Source organism: Verrucomicrobiia bacterium (assembly GCA_019634635.1).
Lineage (GTDB): Bacteria > Verrucomicrobiota > Verrucomicrobiia > Limisphaerales > UBA9464 > UBA9464.
The window spans coordinates 14,179-40,860 of the sequence record JAHCBB010000030.1 but is presented as its reverse complement, the minus strand read 5'-3'; the positions used below and the strand labels follow the sequence as shown (position 1 = coordinate 40,860).

Below are 26,682 nucleotides of genomic sequence, written 5' to 3'. Positions count from 1 at the left end.
CGAAACCGAACGGCACGTCCCATCGTGGTCTGGCGGGCCAGGTCTATTGGCAGAGGCATTGCACGGGGAGCGCACCACCTTTTGCCGGACCAGGCGAAGGGGATCCACTTGGCAGGGCCTGACCCGCGTGAATTCTTGCACCTCCGGCGACGGGCGCGGGTGGCTGGTGAGCGCCGGCGTCATCCACACGAAAAAATGCCGACGACGCCCACCAGCCGGGACCCCATTCGGAGACCGCGTGCCATGACAACCCGACGGCGCGTCTCAGGCAATGGTGCCCGCGTGAACTCGAGGTGACGGACTGGGGTGCACCCGGGCGCCTTGAGACTGGCGGATCCGTGTTTCCTTTGGCCTTTGCGGTTCGCCCGGGGAATTGGCGCCCGTCCGTCGTCATGGCTCCGGCAGTGAAAATGACTGCAGCGGCAGCCGGCGGGCGACACCCAGATCCTGACGCAGCTCGAAGGCGGCATTGGGTTGGACACCGGTGAAGATCTCACGCCCCGATCCGCCCGGCCAGCGCACGGCGACCTCGACAATGTGCGTGGCATCCCCCAGGCCCAATTCCTGACGCAGGGGGCCGGCCCCGAAGGGGCCGCCGGAGTTGACGTCCTTCCACACGGAGCGGCGGCCGCCCGGGGTCTCAATGACCACCTCGATTCGCGCCCCGATTCCGGAACGGTTGGCGGTCGTTCCGACCAGCCGGAGCTTCAGCCAGCCGGCCGGCGACCCCGGATTTCGGAAGAGGGCATTGCGGTAACCGTCGCCCTCGTAGGCGCCGCCGATGCTGGCGTAGACATCCTGGTCTCCGTCGTTGTCCAGGTCTCCGAAGGCGATTCCGTGGCCTTTCTGCAGGTGACCGAAGCCGCCTGCGGTGGTGACTTCCTGGAAGGACCGTCCGCGGTCATTGCGGAACATCCGGTTGGGGATGAGCATGGACAGCTCCGGATTCCCGGTGCCCAGATAGTAGTCGGGCCATCCGTCGTTATCGAGATCTCCGAAGTTGCCGGCCATGGGCAGGGTGGTCTTGAAGACGCCCAGGTCGCGGCTCTGATCGGTGAAGGTGCCATCGCGGTTGTTCCGATAGATCCGGTCGCGTTCGCTGGCATGCGGCAGATGCAGGTAGTCCGCTGCCACCCGTCCCACGTCCCTTGCGCCGTATCCGCTGACGTAGAGGTCGAGCCAGCCATCCTGGTCATGGTCCCAGAACCAGGCGGGAAAGCTGAACCGCGGTTCGGTGACCCCGGCGGCCGCGGCCACGTCCGTAAACCCCCAGCGGCGTCGGTCTGCGATTCGTGTCGGCGCGGTCCCCATCCTTGCGGGTTCGGACGCCCCGGTCGGACCGTCATTCCGGTAGAGGACATTGGGTTGCCCGCGAAATGAGAGGTAGAGGTCGGGTCTGCCGTCATTGTCGAAATCCCCGGCGTGGACCGCCTTGATCAGGCCCAGCGCCCGAATACCACTGGCGGCCGCGGTCTCGGTGAACGTGCCGTCCCCGTTGTTGCGAAACAGTTCGCAGGCATTGGTCGCCCCCGGGGTGGATTCGTTGCCAATGAAAAGATCCAGCCATCCGTCCCCGTTGAAATCCAGCCAGACGGCGGTTTGGGTCGGACGAAAACTCAACAGTCCCGCCGCCTCGGTCACGTCCTCGAAGCGTCCGTCCCCCCGATTCCGGAGCAGCGAATTGGGCAGGTCGCCCTGGGACTCCCACCAGGCGCCGCGGAGGACGAGGACATCCACCATCCCATCGTTGTCATAGTCCCCCTGGACCATGTTGAGACCGCCGCCAAGGCCCTCGAGTCCGGTGTATGCCGTGCGGTCCGTGAAGCGTCCGTCCGCCTCGTTCCGGAAGTAGCGGAGGGGATCCGCGGGCCCCCACGAACAGAGCAGAACATCGAGGTCGCCGTCGTTGTCGAAATCCTCCAGCACCACGCTGCCGGCGAGCCCCGGCGAGTCGAGGCCGACGGCGCCCGCGATGTTGGGGAATCGGGGAAAGGCGACCGGGGAGGCGAAGACCTCGGGTGGGATGAGGAATTCCGCCGGCACCTTGTGGGGCCAGTCCCCGACGGTCATGGCGGCGAGATTCAGCAGCCAGCCGTGACGGAGGTCGCCGGACCGCCGCACATCGGCCTCCAGACGTTCCATGGCCCGCCGGGAACCGCGCGGCAGGAGGTGGCGTCCCGCCGCGGAAATCGGCAGCAGGCAGGACTCGCCATGGTGATGGGCCAGGCAGTTCTCCTGCTCGCCAAGGCGGAGCCAGGCCACGCTGAGGGTGTCCCGAACCGCCTGGGCCTGTTCCGGGGAGACTTCGAAGCGTCCTGTCGTCACGGCCCTCTCGACGGTTTCCAGTTCCGGGATGGCCTGTGCGGTTTCGCCGGCGTGGAGCAACTCGACGGCCCAACGATAGCGGGCGGCAGCGATGCGGCCGGGGCGTTGACCGGCATCCGGCGCCGCCTCCAGGGCACGGAGATCTCGCAGGGCCAGGCCGGCGGCGGCGCGGTTGAGAAACGGGTGACGGGATGGATCCATCGCCTCATACCGGGCCTTGAGGCGCGCCGCCATGGACTCCGTGCCCGGTTCCGCCCCCAGCGCCAGGGCGCCGGCGCACCAGAGCCCGAGGCTGAACACGCGGGGTGTCATGCTGGAAATCTCCGCCAGTCGGCGGCGTTGGTGACAGCAGATTTCTCCGCATTTTCCGGTTCCCGCCACCCTTCATCCCCGGGGCGGCAGGTCCTCGGACTCCCTGCGACAGTGGACCCGGCGGATCCGCGCATCGCTGATCCCGGATCGTCGGCTCGAGTCGCCCGCGTCGGCGTCGTCCAGCCGCGTCTGACCGGGTGCCGGGCCCGATGGCCCGCGGCGACGCGGAAGCGCCGGCCGCTCCCGCCATCGGTTCACGATTGCTGCACCCTTCCCACCCCGGTAGACAGAATTCATGGATTTCGGAGCGAGATTTCGGCTGATCGGGATGAAGGCGTTCGTCGGCTGCCCGCGAAACCGGAGGCCGGGGCGGAATCGCCGGGTCCCCGCCGCGGCCCGATCGGGTGCGGTGAGCGCACCCTCCCGCGGTCTCCCGCTTTCCTGCCTCCTCGCGTGGCTGTTCACCGTTGCCTTGGCGCAGGAGGCCCCGGTCGTGACGGGGTTTGAGTTGGATCGGGCCGGGCGTGCGGTGGTGCGGGTCACTGCGATGCCGGGGCATTACTCCATTCTCTATCGAGGCGGGGCGCTGGATGCCATCCGGACTCCGGCGGCCGTGGCAGGCGAGGCGCCTTCCGGCGGATCGGGCATCATCGAACTCACCGACTCCGGGTGGCCCCTGCCGGGTGGCGCGCGGTTCTACCGGGTGCATCAGGTGCCACTGGCCACACCCCGCGATGTGGATGGCGACGGACTGGACGATCTTTACGAGCTCGCGCTGTACCCGTGGCTGGATCCGCTGTCCCCATCCGATGCGTCGTTTGATCCCGACGGCGACTATCAGTTGACGATTGAAGAGTACCGCGCCGGTACGGATCCGTTTGGGCACAATCCACCGACGGTGGGCGATGTGCCGTATCCCATGCCGACCCAAGACACCCCATTCGATCCCTTTCCCACGGATCCGGAACGATCCCTGGTTCAGCGGTTGCTGGTCTATGCGGCGGATGCCGACGGCAATGCGATCCCGGTGAAGACCCTGACCATCCAGAACAACGCACCGGTGACCCTGTTCCCGATCCTGAGGGATGGGAACGAGGCCACGACCACCAACGTTCCCCCGATCGGACTTTATGATCCCTATGATCCGGTGGAAACAGAGTACCGCGGCTACATCGGGTATCAGGGCACGGACGGTCAATTCTACTTCGGCCTGCCGGGGGGGAAGTCCATCACCATCCGCATCCCCCTGGTTTTCTGGAACGGCGCCCGCATGGGCATCGTGACGGACGGCCGGTACCTGACTCCCGGGGCGGGCGAACCCAATCCGCTCCATTTCGACCCGAATTCGCAACGGGTCATCGCCGCGGCGGCGCCCGGCGATCCCGCGGTTGCGGCGACATCGGATCCGCAGACCAATGGCGTGGTGATGTGGTATCGCGCCGGACTCCTTGCCCCGGCACTGGATTCGCCCGACCAGCTCGTGGAGTGGACCATTCGGGACCGGAACTACCTGGGCAATCCGCAGATCACCGCACGGACCGGGGGACAGATTCCGGATTCCGAGCGCGTCACCCTCATCAACTACGACGTCTCCTATGTGGACAACATGTTCCTGCCGGCGGCCATGGAGGCACTCGATGTTCCGGTTCCTGCGCCGCCGCCCCCGTTTGACCAGAATCGCGGCCCCTACGGATGGATTGGATCCACGAACAGCAGCGGGGAGCTGCAGGCCAAAATTCAGGCCTTTACCGCGTCCAGCAACCTCCTGCTGGGCACCTACTTTGGAACCAACGGATGGCCCGTCTACAACATGCCGCCGGATGCGCTGGGTCACGTGAAAATCCCCGCGGGCCAGAACATCTTCGCCCAGAGTCCGCTGGCTGGCGCGCTGTCCAGCTACGACGTGCTCAACAACCACTTCATGCTGTCGAGCGGCGGCACGGCGCCCATCCGGGTGAACATTGGAGGGCAGGGCACCGTGGCGACGGGGAACGTGCTCACGCTCAGTCCCAATGAGGACGTAAGCAAGGTCCTGCAGATCCAGCCGGGCTTCGCCGTCATCGGCCATCCGCCCGCCGGACAGCAGAATCCCATCCAGCCCGGAACCACCGTCACGCAGGTCCTGCATGTCAGCACGGGTCCAGGCGACCCCAGCACGGTCGGCCTGAGTCTGCCCCTGGTCGCCTCGCAGGGCGGATGCAATTTCGATTTCGTCCGTCCGGTGTCCGACTATGCCTCGAGCGCCATGATCCGGACCTGGTATTCATGGGCGGAATACTACCGGGCGCAGACCCGGGACGTGCCGGCGCAGACGCTGACGGGAGGCGTGGGCACGGACCAGGCGACGCTGTCCTTCGCCAGCCCGGTGAGCGGGCTGGTCGAGGGCATGCAGGTGACCGGTCCGGGACTCGACCGCGCCGACCCCGGCCGGGATCAGGGTGGGGTGATCGTGCTGGCGATCGCACCGGACCGTCAGTCCGTCATTTTGAGCCAGCTGGCCCGGACCAATCATCCGCTTTCGGAAGCGCGACAGTACACGTTCATTCCGCCTCAGGTGCTTCCGGATACGCCGACCCATCTGTTCTCCTTCGACTTCACCAACGACCCGGTGGAGCCGTCGCGCGTCCCCCTGGAGTTTTCGCGCAGCGTCTATCTGGTCATGGGGTCCATGGCGCAGATCCCCAGCGATCCGGACTCGACAGCGCCCCATGTGCTCGCGCTGATGAACAATGTCATCGGCGGCAACATGGGGTTCATTTTTGACACCGACGCCCGGAGGTTCTCTCCGGACGGCCTGGCGGTTTCCGCGCGGATCCGGGACATGATCAAGTCACTGCTGCGCGGCATCTCGAGTTTTGAACAGTACCCGGAGTTTGACGACCATGGACGGCGGATCTGGTATCCTGATCCGTCGGACTCCCGCGGCGGACTCGCCTTCAACGCCTACAACCTGGATCCGTTTGTGTGGTTTGTGCACGTCGTCCTCGGATTCTCGGGCTACGGCTTCTCGCTGGATGATGACACGGCGGACGTTGGCGCCGGCGAGGCGACCCGGTTGCTGCTCACCGTTGGCGGCGCCGGCGGGCTCATCAACAGCAACGAGTGGACCATTCAGGCGGTGTACGGTCCGGTGACTGGCACCGGGGATTGGGACCCCGCGCAGACGGTGAGCTTCTATGAGGCGATCACCGATGCCAGCAACACGAGCCCGATCGTCATCACGTCCGCCGCGCACGGTCTTGCCGACGGGGAGCAGGTGACCCTTGAACAGGTGGTGGGCAACACCGCCGCCAACGGCGCCTGGACGGTGTCCAATCCCACGCGGGACACCTTCCAACTGCTGCACTCGGTCGGCAACGGCGCGTACGTGTCCGGCGGTCGCTGGACCCGTGGACCGCATCCCTTCATCTCGGGTGTGGACCGGCTTGACGTGTATTGGAAGCTGAAGGGCGACGATCGGCAGGCGGGCTTCAGCGGGGCGTTGGTGTCCGGCCCGGGTGTTCTCAAGAAGGGGACGGTCCGGATCGTCCAGTTGGGCGACGATCAGCAGGGGGTCCTCGCATTGAACACCCAGCTGGTTCAGCCGGATGGCACGCCGCTGGCCAGGGGGCGCTACTCGTGGACGTTTTCGGGCAACTGAGCCGCGCAGGATCGGGGCCCTTGCCCTTCGACGCCTGCCCCGCCGTTGAACCGCCCGGGCTGCACCGGGGGCCTGGCGTTGGTTCATGGCCACGTGGGCCACAAATCCCGATGCGGATGGTTGTCGTTGATCCAACGACGTTCCGCGGAGTCGGCTGACCCGACTCTGGTTGCGTGCAGTGGGAGAGAGCGATCTCTCGTCCGCCGATGGTGGGCCGGTGTGCGGACACCGGGACAGGCTCTCAACCTCAATAGGTGTAGGTGATCGTGACCGCCTGGTTCTCGCCCCGGTCGTTCAGGAGGTTGGAGATCCCGCGGTACCCGACGAGGCGCTGGCTGGCCTTGTCGTATTTGACCTCAAGTTTGGGAGCGAAAAGCCTGAGGAACCAGTTCTGGATCGTGACGTCAAACGCCACGGTGCCGTCCGGAGAGGCGTCCCGGGCGGTCAGGCCAAAGTCGTAGTAGTCGAGCTTTCCGGGAATGAGGAAGCGCACCGGCACCCGGGATGACGGTTTCAGTTCGTCGAGGCGCCCGACCAGGTAGTAGTTCAGGCCCTGGCATCCGACGAGGAGCCTGTCCCCGGCATCCTCCGCGGTCAGCACGCGGACCCGCTCCGGCTTTCCCTGCTTCTGGTCAAAGAGCACGATCCGCCCGTCTTCCCGTCGCAGTCCATACGAATGGCCGGTGCGATGATCCACGAAGACATGGGATGGCACGGTCAGACTGTCGGAGAAGTCGGAACGGAGCTCGGCGAGGAGCCGGCCCTCGGGCGACTCGTAGCGCGTCTCGGCGCGGACGAACCGGCCATCGTCCTCCAGCGTGACCCGGTGTTTCTCCAGATAGGCGACGGATCCAGGAGTGCGGTCCGCAGCCACCCGCGCCTCTCCCTGGTACTCAAGAATGCGCTCCGCACGGGCGGAACCGATGGCGGTGGACGCAAACAACACGGTCAGGACGAGCCTCCTGGCGGTCGGAAACAGCATGCGGGAGCAGTTTTGCCGTGGGATCGTACCATGGGGAGGCGATGTCGCAATTTGCGAGACCGGGGTCACCGGGGCCTCCCCCGGGGGGCGCATCCCAGGAATTTGAGGAACCCTGGAGAGGAGTGCCTTCCGGCGCGACGGACAGATCCAAGGTGACGAAGACTTCCATGCGTGAATGGCGAGGGGTTGATTCGCCGATAGGCGGCGATTCGCCCATCGTGCGACCCGCCCCCAATCGCTCCTCAACGGTCGCGAGGTTCGGGCCCGGTTCCAAGGGAGGAGTCACCGGGCCAAGGATTGGAGGGTGGCCCGGTGGCCGGGAACTCCTGTTTTTTTCGCTTTCCCGGACGTCTGCTGCGGAAAAGGGTGGGGAATGATCCATCGAACGCTGCTCGCGGCCTGCCTGTTGCTGGCGCCCGTCCTTCTCAAGGCCACCCCGGGGGGGGACATGTCCGCGGCCGCCGGCAACTTCCTGGCGGCGCTCACCGCGGAACAGCGGGAAAAGGCGGCGTTTCCGTTCGACGCCGCCGAGCGGGAGAACTGGCACTTCATCCCCAAGGAGCGGAATGGCCTCCCGCTGCGCGAGATGACCACCCCCCAGCGGCAGCTGGCCCATGCGCTGCTCAACTCGGGCCTCAGTCAACGGGGCTACTCCAAGGTGGTGACCATCATGAGCCTCGAACAGATCCTCCAGGATCTCGAGGGACCCAACCGGCGTTTCCCCCGGGATTCGGAGCTGTATTACTTCAGCGTGTTCGGCACCCCCGGCCCCAAGGGCGCCTGGGGCTGGCGGGTCGAGGGGCATCACGTGTCGGTCAACTTCACGCTGGTGGATGACCAGCCGGTGTCCGGGACCCCGAGCTTCCTCGGCTCGAATCCGGCGGAGGTCCGCAGCGGGCCCCGGGCCGGCCTCCGGGTGCTCGGCGTGGAGGAGGATCTTGCGCGCGAACTGGTCCGCTCACTGAACGCGTCGCAACGCGCCGTTGCCGTGGTGGATGGCAAGGCGCCGGACGACATCCTCACCGTCGCCTCGGCGGTCGCCGACATCGGCGCGGCGAAGGGGTTGAGGTACGCGGACATGGATGCGTCCCAGCGGGACCTGCTGGAACGGATCCTCGCGGAGTATGTGGGGCGGCTTCGGGGGGAGCTTGCCGCGGCGGACCTGGGGAAAATCCGGAAGGCGGGTCTGGGCTCCATCGTCTTCGCCTGGGCCGGGGGTCTGGAGCCGGGGCAGGGGCACTATTACCGGGTCCACGGTCCCACCTTTCTGCTGGAATACGACAACACCCAGAACGACGCGAATCACGTCCATGCGGTCTGGCGTGAGTTCCAGGGGGACTTCGGTCGGGACATCCTGGCGGAGCACTACCGCACGGGCCACGGGAAGGCGCCGTGAGCGGGGCGGCGCTAAACGTCGCGGCCCGGGTCCTCGAAGGACGGTGCCGCCGTCTCGGCCACCCGCGACCGCGAGGCCTCCACCTTGACGTAATGGAGGATGACCGGGGCGAGGATCATGCCGGGGATGCCCATCAACCGCTCGCCCACCACCAGCCCGATCAGCGTCAGCCACATCGGGTTTTTGATCCGGTCCCCGATGATCTTGGAGTTCAGGAAGTACTCCAGCTTGTGGATGGTCACGAGAAAGATCAGGGCGAAGAGGGCGATCCGCGGCGACAGCGTGAACCCCACTGCGATGATCAGGGTGTTGCTCAGCAGGTTGCCGATGATCGGCAGCAGCCCGCAGAGGAACGTGAGCACGATGATCACGGTCACGTACGGGTAATCGTTCCAGATCAGGAAGCCGGAGGTCAGGAAGGTGTTGATCGCCGAGATCACGATCTGGGCGCCGATCACCGTCGAAAAGCTCCGGTAGAAGGTGCGGAAGCGGAGCGACAACTCCCGGCTGGCCAGGGAGTACAGGCTGCCCTTCACCGCGTGGGGATCTCCCTCCATCTGGAACCGCGAGTTGAGGAAGAGGCTGACGGGCAGGACGAGGCCGATGATCAACGAGGCGATTTCAAACATCGCACCCCGAAGGTAGGTGCCCACATTGGCAAACCGCTCCCGCACCTCCGCGAGGGCAACGACCTTGAGGCTGGCGAAGTCGGTGAATGGCAGGTCCACACCCCGCTGCTCGGCGTATTCCACCACGGCGGGGATGGAGGTGTTCGCAATCTTCGGGAGCGTGATGTAGGCCTGCTTCGAGAAGTAGACCAGCCCGACGAACAGCGCGCTCACGACGACGGTGTACAGGGTCACCGCAAGCCACTTGCGCCCCCCGAAGCTGAGCGCCCGGATCACGAAGTAGCCAAAGAGCGCGGTGAGCACGAGCGTGGCCAGGTTGAGCCAGCCGACCATGGCCAGCAACGCCAGCATGATGCCGTACGAGATCCGCGCCGGCGTGCTCGCGACGAGGGGCGTGGGCGTTGCCATGGTCAGCGGATCCGGCCCAGCAGCCACTCCGTCAGGGCCGCGATCGGCAGCCGTTCCTGGCGGCCGTCATCGCGATGCCGGAGGGTCACCGTGTCCTTCAACTCCGGGGTCTCCCCCAGCGTGTCGAAGTCCACCGTGATGCAATAGGGGGTGCCCGCCTCGTCCTGACGCGCGTAGCGGCGTCCGATGGACCCGGCTTCATCGTAGGCGGTGGCCAGGTGGATCCTGAGTTGCTCGCGGATCTCCCGGGCCCGGGCGACGAGGTCGGGTTTGTTCTTGAGCAGCGGCAGGACGGCCACCTTGACCGGGGCGACCCTCGGATGGAACCGCATCACGACCCGGGTCTCGGCCCGACCCTGGGCGTCGGTCTCGGTCGTCTCGTGGAAGCCATTGGCAATCAGGGCGAGGACCAGGCGGTCCACGCCCGCCGAGGGCTCGATGACGTGCGGGATGTACTGCCCCTTCGCCAGTCCGGCGGCGTCCTCCCGCGCCTGCGCCTCGATGGACTCCGGTGTGTCCCCGGGTCCGGCCGCCCGGGTGAGATAGCCCCGGCGGGCTTCGTAGTACCGTTCCGAAAGCCGGGAGCGGACCGCGGGGTCGAGAGCCGTCCAGGCCGTGCGCAGGGCCTCGTCAAACACGCCCATGGACTTGCCGGAGAAGCGCGCGTGCTGCGAAAGGTCGAAATCGCTGCGCGCGGCGATGCCCTCGAGTTCGTCGCCGGCAACCGCGCCCCCGGCATCCCGTCGGCTGAAGGGAAACTTGTATAGGATGTCGGTCGTCGCCCGCGCGTAATGGGCGAGCTCCGCGGCTCCCTGCACGTGGAAGCCGAGGGTTTCACGCGACAGGCCGATTTCCTCGTAGAACCGGACCCGTTCCTCGACCCAGTACTGGTGCCAGAGCTGCCAGCCCCAGTCCGGCTGCGGTTCGCCCGGGTGCCCCGGCCCGGTGGGCACCGCCACCCGGCCGTGGATCGCCTCGACGACCTCGTCGGGTGCGATGAAGAACTCGAGTTCCATCTGCTCGAACTCCCGGGACCGGAAGGTGAAGTTGCGTGGCGTGACCTCGTTGCGGAATGCCTTCCCAATCTGCGCGATGCCGAACGGGACGCGCTGGCGGGAGGTGTCGAGTACGTTCTTGAACTGGGCGAAGATCGCCTGCGCGGTCTCGGGACGCAGGTAGGCGATGTTGTCCTCGGACTGGATCGGCCCCACGTAGGTCTGGAGCATCAGGTTGAACGGCCGCGGCTCGGTCAGCAGGACGCCGTTCTCCGGATTGAAACGGGTGGAGTGCTCCACCGTCTCGGTGCGGATCCCCAGCAGTTCGACCCGCCTCAACCCCCGCCGCATGTAGAACTGGATGGCCATGGTCCCCGCATGACGTGCGGGCGTTTCCTGAGGAAGCAACATGGCGAAGGGCTCCTGGACCTCCAAACCGGACTCCGGATCGCGGGCCCCGGAGAAGTGATGGATCACACCGCTTTGCGGCTCGATCTGATCCGCGCGAAACCGCTTCTGCGTCAGCAGGCAGTCACACATCGGGTCGCTGAAGGTGTCCACGTGGCCCGAGGCCTTCCAGATGCGCGGCGACATGATGATGGAGGCGTCGAGCCCGACGACGTCGTCCCGCACCCGGGTCATGACCTGCCACCAGCGCTCCTTGACCTGCCGCTTGAGTTCCGCACCGAGCGGGCCGTAATCCCAGAAGCCGTTGATCCCGCCGTAAATCTCCGAGGATTGAAAAATGAACCCGCGACGCTTGCAGAGGCTGACGATGCGCTCCATCAGCTCGTTGACTTTCGGCTCGGCCATAGATTGAAGCGCGACCCTCCGGATTGCGGCCCGGCGTGTCAATGCGGCCCGTGGTTCGGGCAGGACCGGGGCCCCAAAGCCCCTTGAAGCTGCGGCGTTCCCCGACCGCCGCCGCCATCGGAGACCCGGATGCCGCCCCGGAAACACGGCTCTGAGCTTTGCAGGAGACGCGCGTGACGTTTGACTGGGCGGCGATGAGACCGTCCGGACCCGAGGGGCCTGATGCCGGCAACGCGGAATACGCCCGGTTGGAGGCTGCACGGCACCGCGAGGCCGATTGGTCCCGATGGGGGCCGTTCCTTCCCGAGCGGCAGTGGGCGACCGTCCGGGAGGACTACTCCGCCAACGGCGACGTGTGGCATTACCTCCCCCACGACCATGCGCGCAGCCGGGCGTACCGTTGGGGGGAGGACGGATTGCTCGGGTGGTGCGACCGGCAGTGCCGCGTGTGTTTTGCGGTGGCGCTCTGGAATGGACGCGACCCGATCCTGAAGGAGCGTCTCTTCGGCCTGACCGGTCCCGAGGGCAACCACGGTGAGGACGTGAAGGAGGAGTATTACTATCTGGACGCCACCCCGACGTCTTCCTACGCGCGAGCCCTGTACAAGTACCCGCAGGCCCCGTTTCCCTACGAGGCGCTCGTGTCGGAGAACCGCCGGCGCAACCGCCATCAGCCCGAATACGAGCTCGCGGACACCGGGGCGTTTGCCGGGGGCCGGTACTTCGACGTGATCATCGAGTATGCCAAGGCGGCACCCGAAGACGTGTTGATCCGCGTCGAGGTCTGGAACCGGGGGCCGGAGGCGGCCCCGTTGGACGTCCTGCCCACCGTATGGTTCCGGAACAACTGGAGCTGGGGGTGCCCCAGGGAAGGGGTTGAACGCAAGCCCTCCATCGCCCGGGTGGCGCCGGACCGGCTGCAGCTCGAGCAGGAGGCGATCGGGCGGCTGCACTTTCTGTTTGTTCCTCCGGAGGATGACGGGCGACCGGGGGTCCTGTTCACCGAGAACGCGACCAACCGGGAGCGGTTGTTCGCCGTGGCCAACGAGGTCCCATGGGTCAAGGATGCCTTTCACGAATATGTGGTGGACGGGGTGATGTCGGCCGTGAACCCGGAGGCCCGGGGCACCAAGGCCGCGCCGCATTACCGGCGGGTTCTCGACGCCGGCGGTTCCTGCGTGTTCCGGTTCCGACTGTCGGTCGGGACCGAACCTCCCGTCACGGCGCTGCCTGCGGAGGCTCCGGCGTTCGACGCGGTGGTGGCGCAGCGGCGATCGGAATGCGACGCCTTTTACCGGACGCTGTGCCCGGGGCATCTCGGGCCCGAGGAGTGCCGGATCCTGCGCCAGGCGTACGCCGGGCTCCTGTGGTCGCGGCAGTTCTATCACTTTGCGGTGGAGCAATGGCTGGATGGCGACCCGGGCCAGCCCGCGCCCCCGGCGTCCCGTCAGTCCGGACGCAACCGCGACTGGCGCCACCTGTATGCGCGGGACGTCCTTTCGATGCCCGACAAGTGGGAATACCCCTGGTTTGCCGCGTGGGACCTCGCCTTCCACATGCTGCCCCTGGCCCATGTGGATCCGGACCATGCGAAGGACCAGCTCCAGACGCTGCTCCGGGAATGGTACCTGCATCCCAACGGGCAGCTTCCCGCCTACGAGTTCGCCCTGGGGGATGTGAATCCGCCGGTGCATCCTTGGGCGGCGTGGCGGGTGTACAAGGTCTCGGCGCCGAAGGGCGGACGCGACCGCGAGTTTCTTGAGGGCGTATTCCAGAAGCTGCTGCTGAACTTCACCTGGTGGGTGAACCGCAAGGATGCCAACGGGCAGAACCTGTTTTCGGGCGGCTTTCTGGGCCTCGACAACATCGGGGTCTTCGACCGGTCGCATCCGCTGCCCCAGGGGGGCACGTTGCAACAGGCTGACGCCACGGCGTGGATGGCGTTCTACTGCTCAACGATGCTGGCCATCGCGCTGGAGCTGGCGTGGGACGGGCACCGGGTGCGCACGGCCTATGAGGACATGGCCAGCAAGTTCCTGGAGCATTTCGTCCAGATTGCGGAGGCGATGAATGTGCTGGGCGGGACGGGCCTGTGGGACGAGGTGGACGGATTTTACTACGACGAAATCCGGATGAACGGAACGCCGCAGTTGTTGAAGACGCGTTCGCTGGTCGGATTGATGCCGCTCATCGCGGTCGAAGTTTTTGACCGGGATCAGATCGAGCGGCTGCCGGGATTCACGCGGCGGTTGAAGTGGTTCATCGAGCACCGGCTGGACCACAACCGGGGCATCGCGCTGGGCTACTCGCAAAGCCGGCAGAAACTGCTGCTGTCCATTCCGACTCGTGACCGCCTTCGGCGCGTCCTGCGCTATCTCGGCGATGAGGGGGAGTTTCTCTCACCGTTTGGCATCCGCTCCCTCTCCCGGTACCACGAACAGCACCCGTACCGTCTGACCCTCGACGGGGTTGAGCACCGGGTGGATTACACCCCGGGCGAAAGCGACACCGCCCTTTTCGGGGGCAACTCCAATTGGCGCGGTCCCGTTTGGTTCCCGGTCAACTACCTGATCATCGAGGCCCTGGAGCGGTACCACCACTTCTACGGGCCGGAGTTCACCTTCGAGTACCCGGCGGGCTCCGGGCGCCAGCAGACCCTCGCCGGGGCCGCGGCGGACCTGGAGCGCCGGCTCATCTCGCTGTTCCTTCCCGATGCCAACGGCAGGCGCCCCTGCCATGGCGAAGACGCCCGGTATGCGACCGATCCCCACTGGCGGGATCTCCTGTTGTTTCACGAGTACTTCCATGCGGACACCGGACGCGGCTGCGGCGCCTCGCACCAGACCGGTTGGACCGCGCTGGTGTTGCGTTTCCTGGAGGACCGGGCCCTGGGGCCCAGGGGCTGAGCCCTGCGCGTTCGCCCGGCGCCTCGCCTTTCCCGCCTTCGATGGCAGACTCCCCGGACTGCATGTCGTCTCCTTCACCGGCCGTTACTGCATGGATCGCTGAATTCGCGACCGGAGCGCGATGGATCGAAGTGTGTGCCGTCACCGCGGGCAGCCGCCTGGAGTTGCGTCATGCGGAGGACGCCGCCCTGCCGTCGTCGAGCCTGCAAGACCGGACACCCGCCCAGCTGCAGGAGTGGGTCCAGACCGATGCCGGGGGCGCCTTCCGCCCGAACAAGGCCGCCCCGGGATTGCGCCGGGGCTGGCGTTGTGAAGTCGGAGATCCCGAAGCGCTTGAGGCGGCGCTGGACGCCTTGTATCCCGGCGCGCTGGCGGATTGGTACGCCGTGGTGCGTGGCGCTGTGGCGCCGGGCTCCTTTCGCGACTTCACCGGGCGCCAGACGGGGATGTACCGCGTGGTGACGCAGCTCAGTGACGCGGAAGCCGCAGGGGTCATCCGCGCCGGGTGCGCGGCCGCCGCCTGTCTGCGCCGCCGGCTTTGGACGGTGGACGGGCTGGCGCCGGATGGGTCCGCGGAGAAATCCGTGGTTCCCTGCCTCGAGCCGTGCGCCCTGCTGCTGGAATTCAGCCGTCAGGTGGCGCGATCCGGACGGGAGGATCGGGTTGCTCTGTCCCTGACCTCCAGCGAGATGCAGACGATTCGGGCCGCGCTGGAGCTGGCGCTCCGGCATCTGGACCCCGCGATCCGCGAGGGGGATTTCAGTGCGCCTGCCAACCCGAGGCGGCTTCGCCGGCTTCGGGATCTGCTTGCGCGGGCAGGGAACAATCCCGGAATTTCCGCGGAAGATAGTTGAACGGAGCCTCAGGAGCGCCAGTCTTTGGCGCTGAACGGTTGCCCGAATCCCGATTTCATGAATCCCAAGATTGTTGCTTCCGGCCTCGCGGCCCTGTTGCTCGTCGGCCCATCCGCCTGCAAGCCCAAGGAGTCCGAAACGGCTCCCGCCCCCGCGGCGACGGCCCCTGTCCTGACCCCACCCTCGGCTCCAACGGCGACGGCCGGTCCGGCGGCATCCGATGCCGAGGAAGCGGCCTGGCTTGCGCTGATCGAGGGCACCGCGCCGCCGCTCCCGCCGGCCGAGTGGAACCAGCAGCAGCCGTCCGAGGAGGAATACGCGGCGTTCCGCAAGAAGATGGGCGAGTCGGCCGCGGCGACCGCGGATCGCGCGAAGGCGTTTTTGGAGCGCTTTCCGGACAGCGAGCATGCCGATGACGCCAAGGAAATCCGTTCCCAGATGCTGGGCGCCGCGGTCCGGCTTGGGCAGACTGACCGGGCCGATGAACTGGCGGCGATTGGCGGCGAGGGTCGCCCCGGGGGACCGTTTGAGCAGAAGATGGGCGAGGCCGTGCAGAAGGCGATGGCGCAGCAGGAAAAGGGCATGGAGGCGGTGCTGACCACATTTGAGGAGGGGATCCGCGAGGTGATGAAGGAGTTCCCGGACCGACCTGAAGTCTATGGAGCCCTCCTGGAGGTCGCCAATGGCGTGGGGGCGGAGCGGGCGCGCGAGATTGCGAAGGAGATTCAGGGCAGCGCGGCTCCCGACGGCGTCAAGGAGGCGGCTGCGGCACTCATCGCCAAGTACGACCGCGTCGGTCAGCCGCTGGACCTGAAGTTCACTGCCATTGATGGCCGCGAGGTCAGCATTGCGGATCTGAAGGGGAAGGTGGTGCTGGTGGATTTCTGGGCCACCTGGTGCGGTCCGTGTGTCGTCGAGCTGCCCAACGTCAAGGCCGCCTTCGACAAACTGCACCCGGAAGGCTTTGAGATTGTCGGGATCAGCTTCGATCACGACAAGGAGGCGCTCGAAGCGTTCCTCAAGAAGCACGACATGCCTTGGCCCCAGTTTTTCGACGGTGAAGGATGGCAGAACAAGTTTGGCCAGGAGTTCGGGATCAATTCGATTCCCGCGATGTGGTTGGTGGACGCGAAGGGCGTTCTTCGTGACCTGAACGCCCGGGACGGCCTTGCCGACAAGGTGCAAAAGCTCCTTGCGGAGCGTTGAGCCGGGATCGCGAAGCGGGGCGGAGCGGCTATCTGGCTCCGGGAGTGAGGCGGAGCACCGACTCCCGCATTTCCTTGCCAGGCTTGAACTTGACCACCGCCCGCGGGGGGATGGGCACGTCCTTTTCAGGCAGGTTGGGGTTGCGACCGATCCTCGCCTTTCGGATCTTCACCTCGAAGACTCCAAAGTTCCTCAGCTCCACGGTCCTGCCCTGGGTGACCGCCTCGGAGATGTAATTCAGGGTTTTCTGCACCACCTCCTGGACCGTCTCTTGAATCAGGCCGGTCTCGGAGGCGATCCGCACCACCAGGTCGCGCTTTGTCATAGGATCAAGTCAGGTTTCAGTGCCTGACAGTCAAGCACTTGATAGTGCATTACGGTGGCCTCCTCTTGCGGTCAAGCGGGGATTGAGCCCGGCAGCCCCGGCCCGCCATCGGGTGCCGCTGCGGATGAAGGAAAATGTGGCCGGATGCACGATCCTTCGCCCGCCCCTTTTCCCGTGCGGACGCGCCGGACCCGGACCCGCAGTTTGGGTGTTGACGGTTTGGACGCCGCCGCGGAAATCGCCGCGTCTCGAAGGCGGTCCCGGCGACAGATCCGGCAATTGCGGGGCGGATCCGCGGACTTGTCGGGAAGTCTGACCTTGCCGGCCTGATTGCCCGACCGGGGCGAATGCCGTTGCTGCGGACCGTGTCGGGTACTAGCCTGCGATCTGAACTTGGGCGGGCGTCGAGATCGTCCACCTGCGTCTTCGCGCGCGAACCTGCTTTCTCAACCACTTTTTACCCTGTCATTGTGTTCAATCGTGAACCTGACGGTCACCGCCAATGGACGTGCGATCGCCCTGACAGAGCCGTGCCCGCTGGCCGAGTTTCTGGAGCGGCAGTCCCTGCCACCGCGCAGCGTGGTGGTCGAGCTCAACGGCGAGGCGGTGGCGCCATCCGAATTCACCCGGTGCCTGGTCCGTCCGGGCGACCGACTGGAGATCGTGCAGATCGTCGCCGGCGGGTAGCCCGGTAGGAGCCCGCCGGGTTGCGGTCCCGGAAGTTAGACCCCGGCCTGCACCAGCTCGCGGAGCCGGGTCTTGAGAAGCTTGCCGGTGGCGTTGCGTGGGAGGGAGGGCAGGACGATTGCGCGCCGGGGCACCTTGTAGTCGGCCAGCTGCTCCTTCAGGAACGCCAGCAGCGCCTTCTCGTTGAAGTCCTGTCCCTCGTCGAGCGCCAGGAAGGCGATCGGTCGCTCCCCGCGGCGCTCGTCGGGTTCGCCGACGACCGCGCATTCGCGCACCCCGGGAAAGGTGTAGATCACCTCCTCGATCTCACGCGGATACACATTGATTCCATTGGGTTTCAGCATGTCCTTCAACCGGTCGGTGATCACGAAGTAGCCGTCGGGACGCCGGTGTCCGATGTCGCCGGTCCGCAGCCAGCCGTCCACCAGGGTGTCCGCCGTCTTCTCCGGCGCATTCCAATACCCCGCCATCACATTGCCGCCGCGCACCCACAGTTCGCCGTCCACGCCGTCGGCCACCGGATTCCCCATCGCGTCGCGAATGCCCACCTCAACGTCGGGAATCGGCACCCCGATGGTTCCGGCAATCCAGGGGCCCTGGACCGGGTTGACCGCGACCACCGGACTCGCCTCGCTGAGCCCGTAGCCCTCGATCAGCGGGGTCTTCGGATGCCGCTGGTTGAACGCGCGGAGGATTTCACCGGGCAGCGGGCCCGCCCCGCTGATGCAGAGGCGCAGGGGCAGCTCGAGTCCCGCCGGCAACGCGGCCAGCATGCGGAAGATCTGGGCCATGGCCGGCAGCACCGAGCCGCGGTTCATCAACATCTCCTCCAGCATGGCCTTGGGGGGATTCACCGAACGGATCAGCACGATCGCCCCCCCGGTGATCAGCGGCAGCAGCAGCGAAACCGTCAGCATGAAGCTGTGGAACATTGGCAACATCAGGATGAACCGGTCCACGTCCACGACCTGGAGGATCTTCCGGCAGGACTCCACGTTGTGCAGCAGGTTGCCGTGGGTGAGCATGGCGCCCTTGGGATGTCCGGTGGTGCCGCTGGTGTAGATGAGGACCGCGAGGTCGGATGGCACCCGCGGCACCGGGGGGAGTGCCGCCGCGTCGTCGGGGTGGCCGGGGATTTCCCCCGCGGCCATCACCGGGACCCCGGAGAGCCCGGTGGTGGCCAGCCCCTCGGCGAGCTCCGCATCGGCGATCAGCACCCGGATGCCGGCGTCCGCAACCTGATAGGCGAGCTCGGCCGGCTTGAGGAAGTTGTTGATGGGGACCGCCACGGCCCCCGCGGCAAGCGCGCCCAGCAACGCCGGCACAAACTCCGGCCGGTTGCGCATCCAGAGCCCCACCCGGTCACCGGGCTGGATCGCGAAGTCCGCCCGCAGCCGGTGTGCCACCCAGTCCGCCTGGCGGCCAATCTGGCGGTAGGTGATTTGATCGGGTCCCCAGAACAGGGCGGCTTTTTCGGGGTGCCGGGCAACGGAGGCCTGGAAGGCGCTGGTAAGGCTGGCGTGCATACTTCTGGGGGAGCCGAGGGCAGTTGAAGGTCCGTCACCCGGCGACGTCAAGCTCCCCCGGCTCGACTTCGGAAATCCGGAACCGGAGCTGGTTCCGAATCGGGCATCGCCGGGCACCCGCGCCGGATCGCCTGCGCCTGCACCCAAGCGGAGGATGGCCCACCAGCCCCGAGGCCCGGGTCTGGAGACCCACGTGATGAAGCCTGCGCCCTACCCGCGCGGGGTGCGGTGGCGGGCGGGATGCACGGCGGCGTTGACCCGGAGCCGCAATCCCTGGAGGCGGATGAAACCCGTGGCGTCATCCTGATTGTAGGCCTGGGTCGGGTCGGCCTCCATGGTGGCGATCTGCGGGTGGTACAGGCTCACCGGGCTGCGGCGTCCGGCCGCGTGCACCGCGCCCTTGTAGAGCCGGACCCGGACGGTTCCGGTGACATGCCGCTGGGATTCCTCGACGAGCGCCTGAAGCGCCAGCCGTTCGGGTGAAAACCAAAAGCCGTAGTACACCAGCTCGGAGTACCTGGGGATGAGCGAATCGCGCAGGTGCATCACCTCACGGTCCATGGTGAGGCTTTCGATCTGGCGGTGCGCGAAGTGCAGGATGGCGCCGCCCGGGGTCTCGTAGACGCCGCGGCTCTTCATGCCGACGAAGCGGTTCTCCACCATGTCCACCCGTCCCACTCCATGGCGTCCGCCGAGCCGGTTCAGTGCACGCATGACGCCGAGCGGATCCAGGCGCTTGCCGTTCACGGCCACGCAGTCCCCGCGTTCGAAGTCGAGCGTGACCAGTTCCGCCCGGTCCGGTGCATCCTCGGGCAGGACCGACAGCGTGGTGAAGTATTCCCGGTTCTTGGAATTGCCGGCGTCGTACCAGGGATCCTCCAGGATGCCCGCCTCGTAGGAGATGTGGAGGAGGTTGCGGTCCATCGAGTAGGGCTTTTTGGCGCTGGCCTGGACCGCGATTCCCCGGGCGGCGCAGTAGTCCAGCATTTCCTGGCGTCCCGGGAAGTCGCGCCGGTAGCGCGCGTCGCGCCAGGGGGCGATCACCTGGAGTTCAGGGGCCAGCGCCGCCGCGGTCAGTTCGAAGCGCACCTGGTCGTTGCCCTTGCCGGTGGCTCCGTGGGCGATGGCGTCGGCCTGCTCCTCCCGTGCAATCTCCACCATCCGCTTGGCGATGAGCGGTCGGGCGATGGCGGTGCCGAGGAAGTACTGTCCCTCGTAGAGCGCCCCGGCGCGCATCATCGGGAAGATGAAATCCCGGGCGAACTCCTCCTGAAGGTCGTCAATGTGCACCGCGGAGGCCCCGGTCTTGCGGGCCTTCCGGTCGAGTCCCTTCAGCTCCTCCTCCTGGCCGATGTTGGCGCAGAAGGCGATCATGGTGGCGTTGTCGTAGGTTTCCCGGATCCACGAGAGCAGGACGGAGGTGTCGAGGCCGCCCGAGTAGGCGAGGACGATTTTCATGCGTGCAGCAAGGCGCCCGGCAGTCAACGCGACGCCCCCGCGGCGGGGAAGGCGAAATTTGGCGGATGCACCGGTGTCGCGGGGTCCCCGCGGATTGAAGATTGCACCCGGGGCCGTCCCTGGGGTCTCATCCGCCAGCCTTGATGCGGACGGACCAAAGTCATTGATGGAACGGCATTCAGCACAGGATGGCGCGGCCACGCCGGGCTTCGGATGGAATTGTCGCCCGGGAGCCTGGTGGATCGTGTGCCTGCTGGCACTGGCCGGGCTCTTCGCCAGGCCGGAGGCCCAGGTGCCGGTCCCGCAGGTTGGCGCGATTGACATCCGTTTCGTCGGCCCCGCGACGGTGAGCGAAGACCTGGTCCGCGCGAACATCCGGGTCCGGGTCGGCGACCCGTTCAACCAGCTCGCCGCCGACAAGGATGTCGAGGGGCTCTATGGCACCGGGTTCTTCTACAACATTCGCGTCACCCAGCAGCGGCTTCCGGATGGCAGGATCGGTCTGACCTACATCGTGCAGAGCAAGCCGATCCTCACGGAGATCCGGTACTCTGGGAACGACCGGTTCAGCGTCAACCGGCTGCGGAAGAAGACGACGTCCAAGGTCGGGGAGCCGCTGGACGAACGGAAGCTCTTCACCGACGCGCAGGCGATCCGGACGATGTACGAGAAGGCCGGGATGCAGAACACCACCGTGACGCCACGGCCCGTCATCAACGAGGCGCTGGGGCGTGGCTCGGTCACGTTCGAGATTGTGGAGGCCCCAAAGATCCGGATCGAAAAGGTGTTCTTCGAAGGCAACGAAGCCTTCAGTCAGAAGAAACTGCGCAAGGTGGTCAAAACGCGGAAGTGGAACTGGCTGTCGTGGTTGACGGGCAGCGGCAAGTTCCTGGAGGAGCAGTTTGCCGACGACCGGGACCGTCTTCGGGATTTCTATGCCAACAACGGCTTCGTGGACTTCGAAATCGTGGACGTCGAATTCGACCGGCCCAGAACGAACCGGATGACCATCACCTTCGACGTCGCGGAGGGCACGCAATACCGGGTGGGATCGGTCAGCTTCGAGGGCAACAAGCGGTTCACCGAGGCAGAGATCACCTCGAACCTCCGGGATGACCGCGGCGGGTACACCCCGCAGCGCCTGACCCCCGGCAAGATTTTCAGCCCGGAACAGCTCGATGCGGACATCCAGCACATCCAGAACTTCTACGGCTCCCTCGGGTACCTCGACGTCCGCGTCCAGGCCCAGAAGATTCCCAACGTGGTGGACCGGACGATTGACCTCCGGTACACGATCCGCGACGCCCGCGGCGTGCTCGGTGAGGGCGAGAAATCCACCATCGAGAAGATCGAGATCAAGGGGAACACCAAGACCAAGGACCAGGTCATCCGGCGCGAGCTCGCCGTCTCGCCGGGCGAGACCTTCGACATGGTCCGGGTGAAGATCAGCAAGCAGCGGTTGGAGCAGATGAACTATTTCGAGAAGGTGGACACCAAGGAGGTGCCCACCGATGTGCCCACCCAGCGGAACCTGGTGGTGGCGGTCGAGGAGAAGAACACCGGCAACGTGGCATTGGGCGCCGGGTTCAGCTCGGTGGACAAGCTCGTCGGGTATGTCGAGGTGTCGCAGGGCAACTTCGACCTGTTCAACCCGCCCACCTTCACCGGCGGCGGCCAGAAGGCGCGGGTGCGGGCCCAGATCGGCACGCAGCGTCAGGACTACATCCTGAGCTTCACCGAGCCATGGTTTCTCGGGCGCCGTCTCCGGCTCGACACGGAGGTGTACTACCGGGATCTCCAGTATCTTTCCGACACCTACGAAGCGACGATCGTCGGCGGCAACCTGGGGCTGACGAAGCAACTTCCGTTCAACCTCACGCTGAACACCACCTATACGCTCCAGAACGTGGACATCACGTTCTACGACAACTACCTCAACCAGTATCCGCCCACCATCGAGACCTACAACTACCTGACGAACAACGGCCAGGTGTCGGTGGTCTCGACCAACGTGGTGCCCGGGCCGCAGCCGGTGCTGCTCGATCAGGCGGGATCCACACTGATCTCGAGCCTGAGCTGGGCCCTCACCCACGACACCCGGAACAACCTGATGCTTCCGACCCGCGGCCACGTGGTGAAGTTCGAGCCGATGCTGGCGGGCGGCCCGCTCGGGGCGCAGGCCAATTTCTACCAGTTGGAGCTCAAGGCCTCGCAGTACTGGACCCCCGCCCGCCTGTTCTCTCCGGCCAGCAGCACCCACGACTTCTTCAAGGAACACGTGCTGGAGTTGGTGGGCAACCTGGGCGCCGTGCAGGCCTTCTCCAGCGGGGACCGCGGCGAAGCCGGCGTGGTGCCGGTGAACAACCGGTGGTACCTCGGCGGTCTGTACTCCCTGCGCGGCTTCACGTTTCGGGAGGTGGGCCCGGTGGATCCCCTCACCGAGGAGCCGATCGGCGGCGGCACCTATTGGTTTGCTTCGGCGGAGTACAGCGTCCCGGTCGTCCCCCGGGTGCGCTTCGCGGTGTTCTTCGACTCCGGCATGGTGTATCCCGACGCGTACAGCTTCACGCCGCAAAAGTTCGCCGACGGCACCACCACCGGTGTTTACAATTCCAACTGGGGCCTGGGCATCCGGCTCAACCTCCCGATCGGTCCGCTCCGGCTGGATTACGGCATCCCGATCAAGTCCGACCGCTTCAACGACAGCAGCGGCCAGTTCCAATTCGGTGTTGGCTATGCGCGAGATTTCTAGGATCCTTCCTCCGCTCAGAAATCCATAGGAATGAAACGTATCCTTTGTCTGGCCGCCCTGCTGGTGGGCGGCCTTGTCGCCGTCCCGGCTCACGCCCAAACCCGCATCGCCGTCGTGGACCTCAAGAAGGTGTTCGACGGCTACTGGCGCACCAAGCAGGCCGACTCGCAGCTCAAGGAGCGCGCCGCCGACTTTGAGAAGGCCCGCGGTGGACTGATCGAGGACTACCGGAAATCCAACGAGGAGTTCCGGACCTTCGTCGAGGCCGCCCAGGATCCCGCCCTCTCCTCCGACGAACGCGACCGGCGGCGCAAGGAACTCGAGGCCAAGCAGAATGACCTGAGGGAGCAGGAGAACAGCATTCGCACCTTCGACCAGAATTCCCGGCAGGCCCTCACCGAGCAGCAGGGCCGCATGCGCGAGAGCGTGCTCCGCGACATCCGGGGCGTCGTGGAGGAAAAGTCCCGGGTCGGCGGTTACAACCTGGTGATTGACGTCGCCGCGATCTCGTTCAACCAGACGCCCGTCGTCATGTACAACAATCTTGCGGGCACGGACGTGGACCTATCGGACGCCGTCCTCAAGCAGCTCAACGCCAACGCCCCACCCGACTTCGACAAGTCCGAGGCCGGGAAGTAGGCGCGGCGGGTTCGCCCCGCGCCGGCTGCCTGGAGCCGGCCGCGGATCGTTATGGAACTCCGATGACCTCGGCCATCCTCGTCGCGGCCGGGCGCGGGACCCGCATGGGTCCCGACGTGGACAAGCTGTTCCTCGAAGTGGGCGGCCGGCCCGTCGTGGCGCACACGTGGGGTCGTTTGGAGGCATGCCCGGCCGTGGACGCCCTCGTTCTGGTGGTGCGTGCCGGACTGGAGGAATCCTTCGCCGGGCTCGCCCGGGATCACGGATTTCGCAAGCCGTTCCGGGTCGTCCCCGGTGGTGCGGAGCGGCAGGATTCCGTTGCCCATGGACTGGCCGCGCTGTCCCGCGAGACCGCGCTGGTCGCAATCCAGGATGGCGCCCGCCCCTGCACATCCCCGGAGGTGATCGCCCGGTGTCTGGCGGCGGCGGCGAGGACCGGCGCCGCGGTGGCGGCGCAGCGGGTGACCGATACCGTGAAGGCGTCGGATGGGGACCGGACGATCGCCAGTCACCTGGACCGGTCGCGGCTGTGGACGGTTCAGACCCCGCAGTGTTTTCGCCGTCAGGTAATCGAGCGGGCACTGGAGGCGACCCGGACGGCCGGTCGCCGGATCACCGATGACACCGCGGCGTGCGAACTGACCGGGCAGTCCGTGGAACTGGTTGAGTGTCCTGAACCCAATCCGAAGGTGACCACGCCGGCGGACCTGCCCTGGATTGAGTGGTTGCTGCGCCGCGATCCCTGAGGGCGGATCTCGGAGGGCTTTGGAACCTCCCGGCAGGATCCGGGGAATTCCGTGGGGAGCGGAGGGGCCGACGGGCTGTCACCGTGCCGGGGCCCCGGCGCGTCGCAGCCGGTCTGCGATCGCCGCCCATTCCGGCGTCGCGGGCGGTGCTTCGACGAGGATCCATCCCGCCCCGGCATCGTCACAGCGGTGGAGCTGCGCGTAGAGCGCACGCCCGAAGGCCTCGGGATCATCCGGAATCAGGAAAACTCGTTCCGGGGGCAGCGACTGTGGCAGGCGGTGATGGGCCAGAATGAATGTGGACTCGGGCTTCGCCCCGAGCGCTTCCATCCGGGCCCCCAGCTCCGCGTCATTGTGCCAGGTCACCACGGCCAGGCGGGCCCTTGGGGCGTAATGACGATCCAGCTGTCCCGGACTGCGCAGCGGTCCCATGTCCGCGGTCTCGTTTCCCGGTTGGGGGGGACCGGTGCCGGCCGCCATCAGGATCGCCGGTTCATGGATCATGCCGGGTCGCAGGATTCGGGGGTGCGCACCGGTGGCATCCACCACGGTGCTTTCAATACCCACATTGCAGTCGCCTCCATCCACGATGAGCGGGAGGACCTGTCCCAGCGCTTTGTCCACATGCGCGGCATTCGTCGGTGAAATACCGTTGGCAAGGTTGGCGCTGGGTGCGGCGAGCGGGAAACCGCAGGTCCGAATCAGCGCCTGCATGAAGGGATGCTGGGGCCAGCGGATGCCCACAGTGCCCCCCCCGGCAGTGACGATCTCGGGGATCGTCGCCGCCCGTGGCAACACCAGGGTGAGCGGCCCGGGCCAGAAGGCCCGCGCGAGACGATCGGCCAGCGGAGGCCAGTCCGCGACGCAGTCGCGGGCCATGCCCTGGGATGCCACATGGACAATCACGGGATTGTGGCCGGGGCGTCCTTTGAGCTCATAGATGCGCGAAACCGCGGCCGGATCCGATGCGTTGGCGGCGAGCCCGTACACCGTCTCGGTGGGCACCGCGACCACCCCTCCGGCGCGCAGCAGCGCTGCGGACCGTTCCACGGCGATTTGCATCAAGCCGGGTGTCTCGGTGGACAGGATTTCGGCAGGCATGGTGGCGGTGATGTCGTCAGCGACACCCTTGGGAATGCGGTTCAAGGCTCAAAGCGGAAAGTTCGGATTCCTTGGTGCCGAACGACCGATGGCGCCCCGCTTGGCCCGGGCTCGCATCCGATGCACCCGGGCGATTAGCCTGACCGTCATGGAGACCGCCACCGGGACGCCACGACGCCTGATTGAAGTCTGCATTGATTCTGTCGAATCGGCCCTCGCTGCCGCCGCGGGGGGTGCCGACCGCCTGGAGGTGTGCTCCGCCCTCGGCGAGGGCGGGCTGACCCCCACCGCCGGACTGCTGGCGGTCATCCGGGAGCGGGTCCGGCTCCCACTCGCCGTGATGATCCGCCCCCGGGCGGGTGACTTCTGCTACTCGCCCGAGGAATTTGAGGTGATGCGACGGGACCTGTGCCACGCGAAGACGCTGGGTGCGGACCTGATTGTCCTGGGATTGTTGACGCCGGAGGGGACCGTGGATGCGGATCGGACCCGTGAACTGATGGCCCTTGCGCGGCCGCTTCCCGTGACGTTTCACCGCGCCTTTGACATGGCGCGCGATCCCATGGAGGCGATGGAAGCGTTGATCGGGCTTGGGTGCGAACGGGTCCTGACCTCGGGACAGGAGAAATCGGTGCTGGAGGGCCTGGATCTGCTCGTCGCGCTGACGCGTCGGGCTGCCGGCGGGATCGTGGTCATGCCGGGCGGCGGCATCACGGAACGGAACCTTCCGCGAATCCTGCGCGAGTGCGATTTCCGCGAACTGCATCTGTCGGCGAGTGCCACCCGCGAAAGCCGCATGGAGTTTCGCAATCTGCGGATTTCAATGGGCCGCACCCTCGCCGCCTCCGAGTTTGCGATTTCAGCGGCCGATTCGGGCCGTGTCCGCCGGTTCCGCGAGCTGGCAGACGGCAGGGGCGCCGGCTGAGCGCTTTCGGGGACGGGAACGGGCTGCCCGGTTGCGGGTGAAGGGCAGGGGACGAAC

The 26,682-nt window shown here is 66.5% G+C and carries 18 protein-coding genes; 10 read left to right on the top strand and 8 right to left on the bottom strand.

What is annotated here, in order from left to right:
• Nucleotides 1–390: 390 nt before the first annotated feature.
• Entirely contained in the window at nt 391–2,637 is a 2,247-nt protein-coding gene (locus tag KF791_16615; protein ID MBX3734200.1) for a CRTAC1 family protein, read from the bottom strand.
• A 409-nt stretch (nt 2,638–3,046) separates the two neighbouring features.
• On the opposite strand from KF791_16615, the gene KF791_16610 reads away from it, so the two are divergent.
• The gene (locus KF791_16610) at nt 3,047–6,277 is read left to right on the top strand and encodes a hypothetical protein (protein MBX3734199.1); all 3,231 of its coding nucleotides are present in this window, start codon (nt 3,047–3,049) and stop codon (nt 6,275–6,277) included.
• A 247-nt stretch (nt 6,278–6,524) separates the two neighbouring features.
• Here the strand turns inward: KF791_16610 and KF791_16605 are convergent, their stop codons facing one another.
• Nucleotides 6,525–7,259: a hypothetical protein gene (locus tag KF791_16605; protein ID MBX3734198.1), complete on the bottom strand. Its 735-nt coding sequence runs from the start codon at nt 7,257–7,259 to the stop codon at nt 6,525–6,527.
• Between the two features lie 373 nt (nt 7,260–7,632).
• On the opposite strand from KF791_16605, the gene KF791_16600 reads away from it, so the two are divergent.
• Nucleotides 7,633–8,655, top strand: coding sequence for a DUF3500 domain-containing protein (locus tag KF791_16600; protein MBX3734197.1), 1,023 nt, complete (start codon nt 7,633–7,635; stop codon nt 8,653–8,655).
• Nucleotides 8,656–8,666: 11 nt separating this feature from the next.
• On the opposite strand, the gene KF791_16595 is transcribed toward KF791_16600, so the two are convergent.
• Complete coding sequence (locus tag KF791_16595) at nt 8,667–9,692, bottom strand: AI-2E family transporter (protein MBX3734196.1); 1,026 nt, start codon at nt 9,690–9,692, stop codon at nt 8,667–8,669.
• Between the two features lie 2 nt (nt 9,693–9,694).
• Nucleotides 9,695–11,500, bottom strand: a complete 1,806-nt coding sequence (locus KF791_16590; GenBank protein MBX3734195.1) for a glycine--tRNA ligase — start codon at nt 11,498–11,500, stop codon at nt 9,695–9,697.
• A gap of 194 nt (nt 11,501–11,694) precedes the next feature.
• Here KF791_16590 and KF791_16585 point away from each other — a divergent pair, with 194 nt between their 5' ends.
• From KF791_16585 to KF791_16575, 3 genes are all read left to right on the top strand, one after another.
• Nucleotides 11,695–14,406: a glucosidase gene (locus KF791_16585; GenBank protein ID MBX3734194.1), complete on the top strand. Its 2,712-nt coding sequence runs from the start codon at nt 11,695–11,697 to the stop codon at nt 14,404–14,406.
• A 62-nt stretch (nt 14,407–14,468) separates the two neighbouring features.
• Entirely contained in the window at nt 14,469–15,260 is a 792-nt protein-coding gene (locus KF791_16580) for a hypothetical protein (protein MBX3734193.1), read from the top strand.
• 57 nt (nt 15,261–15,317) lie between these two features.
• Entirely contained in the window at nt 15,318–16,466 is a 1,149-nt protein-coding gene (locus KF791_16575) for a TlpA family protein disulfide reductase (protein ID MBX3734192.1), read from the top strand.
• A gap of 28 nt (nt 16,467–16,494) precedes the next feature.
• On the opposite strand, the gene KF791_16570 is transcribed toward KF791_16575, so the two are convergent.
• Nucleotides 16,495–16,791, bottom strand: a complete 297-nt coding sequence (locus KF791_16570; GenBank protein ID MBX3734191.1) for an integration host factor subunit beta — start codon at nt 16,789–16,791, stop codon at nt 16,495–16,497.
• A 480-nt stretch (nt 16,792–17,271) separates the two neighbouring features.
• Here KF791_16570 and thiS point away from each other — a divergent pair, with 480 nt between their 5' ends.
• Nucleotides 17,272–17,478 (top strand): sulfur carrier protein ThiS, encoded by a 207-nt coding sequence (gene thiS, locus KF791_16565; GenBank protein ID MBX3734190.1) that lies wholly within the window; start codon nt 17,272–17,274, stop codon nt 17,476–17,478.
• A 35-nt stretch (nt 17,479–17,513) separates the two neighbouring features.
• On the opposite strand, the gene KF791_16560 is transcribed toward thiS, so the two are convergent.
• A complete protein-coding gene (locus tag KF791_16560; GenBank protein MBX3734189.1) occupies nt 17,514–19,004 on the bottom strand; it encodes an AMP-binding protein in 1,491 nt (496 codons plus the stop codon).
• A gap of 210 nt (nt 19,005–19,214) precedes the next feature.
• Nucleotides 19,215–20,462 (bottom strand): argininosuccinate synthase, encoded by a 1,248-nt coding sequence (locus KF791_16555; protein ID MBX3734188.1) that lies wholly within the window; start codon nt 20,460–20,462, stop codon nt 19,215–19,217.
• 166 nt (nt 20,463–20,628) lie between these two features.
• On the opposite strand from KF791_16555, the gene bamA reads away from it, so the two are divergent.
• The 3 genes from bamA to ispD all read left to right on the top strand — a co-directional run bounded on the left by bamA (nt 20,629) and on the right by ispD (nt 24,599).
• Nucleotides 20,629–23,214, top strand: coding sequence for an outer membrane protein assembly factor BamA (gene bamA, locus KF791_16550; protein MBX3734187.1), 2,586 nt, complete (start codon nt 20,629–20,631; stop codon nt 23,212–23,214).
• Between the two features lie 30 nt (nt 23,215–23,244).
• Nucleotides 23,245–23,853 carry an OmpH family outer membrane protein gene (locus tag KF791_16545; GenBank protein ID MBX3734186.1) on the top strand — a complete coding sequence of 203 codons (609 nt, stop codon included), beginning with the start codon at nt 23,245–23,247 and terminating at the stop codon, nt 23,851–23,853.
• 62 nt (nt 23,854–23,915) lie between these two features.
• Complete coding sequence (gene ispD, locus KF791_16540) at nt 23,916–24,599, top strand: 2-C-methyl-D-erythritol 4-phosphate cytidylyltransferase (GenBank protein ID MBX3734185.1); 684 nt, start codon at nt 23,916–23,918, stop codon at nt 24,597–24,599.
• 78 nt (nt 24,600–24,677) lie between these two features.
• On the opposite strand, the gene KF791_16535 is transcribed toward ispD, so the two are convergent.
• Nucleotides 24,678–25,661, bottom strand: a complete 984-nt coding sequence (locus tag KF791_16535; protein ID MBX3734184.1) for a threonylcarbamoyl-AMP synthase — start codon at nt 25,659–25,661, stop codon at nt 24,678–24,680.
• Nucleotides 25,662–25,848: 187 nt separating this feature from the next.
• Between KF791_16535 and KF791_16530 the strand changes: the two genes are divergently transcribed.
• Nucleotides 25,849–26,625 (top strand): copper homeostasis protein CutC, encoded by a 777-nt coding sequence (locus KF791_16530; protein MBX3734183.1) that lies wholly within the window; start codon nt 25,849–25,851, stop codon nt 26,623–26,625.
• The last annotated feature ends 57 nt before the right edge of the window (nt 26,626–26,682 follow it).

What these genes read in the sequence shown, in the direction of transcription:
- KF791_16590 (MBX3734195.1), bottom strand. Translation starts at nt 11,500, where the DNA reads ATGGCCGAGCCGAAAGTCAACGAGCTGATGGAGCGCATCGTCAGCCTC.
- KF791_16580 (MBX3734193.1), top strand. Translation starts at nt 14,469, where the DNA reads ATGTCGTCTCCTTCACCGGCCGTTACTGCATGGATCGCTGAATTCGCG.
- KF791_16595 (MBX3734196.1), bottom strand. Translation starts at nt 9,692, where the DNA reads ATGGCAACGCCCACGCCCCTCGTCGCGAGCACGCCGGCGCGGATCTCG.
- KF791_16545 (MBX3734186.1), top strand. Translation starts at nt 23,245, where the DNA reads ATGAAACGTATCCTTTGTCTGGCCGCCCTGCTGGTGGGCGGCCTTGTC.
- KF791_16605 (MBX3734198.1), bottom strand. Translation starts at nt 7,259, where the DNA reads ATGCTGTTTCCGACCGCCAGGAGGCTCGTCCTGACCGTGTTGTTTGCG.
- KF791_16615 (MBX3734200.1), bottom strand. Translation starts at nt 2,637, where the DNA reads ATGACACCCCGCGTGTTCAGCCTCGGGCTCTGGTGCGCCGGCGCCCTG.
- KF791_16600 (MBX3734197.1), top strand. Translation starts at nt 7,633, where the DNA reads ATGATCCATCGAACGCTGCTCGCGGCCTGCCTGTTGCTGGCGCCCGTC.
- KF791_16560 (MBX3734189.1), bottom strand. Translation starts at nt 19,004, where the DNA reads ATGCACGCCAGCCTTACCAGCGCCTTCCAGGCCTCCGTTGCCCGGCAC.
- KF791_16570 (MBX3734191.1), bottom strand. Translation starts at nt 16,791, where the DNA reads ATGACAAAGCGCGACCTGGTGGTGCGGATCGCCTCCGAGACCGGCCTG.
- KF791_16575 (MBX3734192.1), top strand. Translation starts at nt 15,318, where the DNA reads ATGAATCCCAAGATTGTTGCTTCCGGCCTCGCGGCCCTGTTGCTCGTC.
- bamA (MBX3734187.1), top strand. Translation starts at nt 20,629, where the DNA reads ATGGAACGGCATTCAGCACAGGATGGCGCGGCCACGCCGGGCTTCGGA.
- ispD (MBX3734185.1), top strand. Translation starts at nt 23,916, where the DNA reads ATGACCTCGGCCATCCTCGTCGCGGCCGGGCGCGGGACCCGCATGGGT.
- KF791_16555 (MBX3734188.1), bottom strand. Translation starts at nt 20,462, where the DNA reads ATGAAAATCGTCCTCGCCTACTCGGGCGGCCTCGACACCTCCGTCCTG.
- KF791_16535 (MBX3734184.1), bottom strand. Translation starts at nt 25,661, where the DNA reads ATGCAAATCGCCGTGGAACGGTCCGCAGCGCTGCTGCGCGCCGGAGGG.
- KF791_16530 (MBX3734183.1), top strand. Translation starts at nt 25,849, where the DNA reads ATGGAGACCGCCACCGGGACGCCACGACGCCTGATTGAAGTCTGCATT.
- KF791_16585 (MBX3734194.1), top strand. Translation starts at nt 11,695, where the DNA reads ATGAGACCGTCCGGACCCGAGGGGCCTGATGCCGGCAACGCGGAATAC.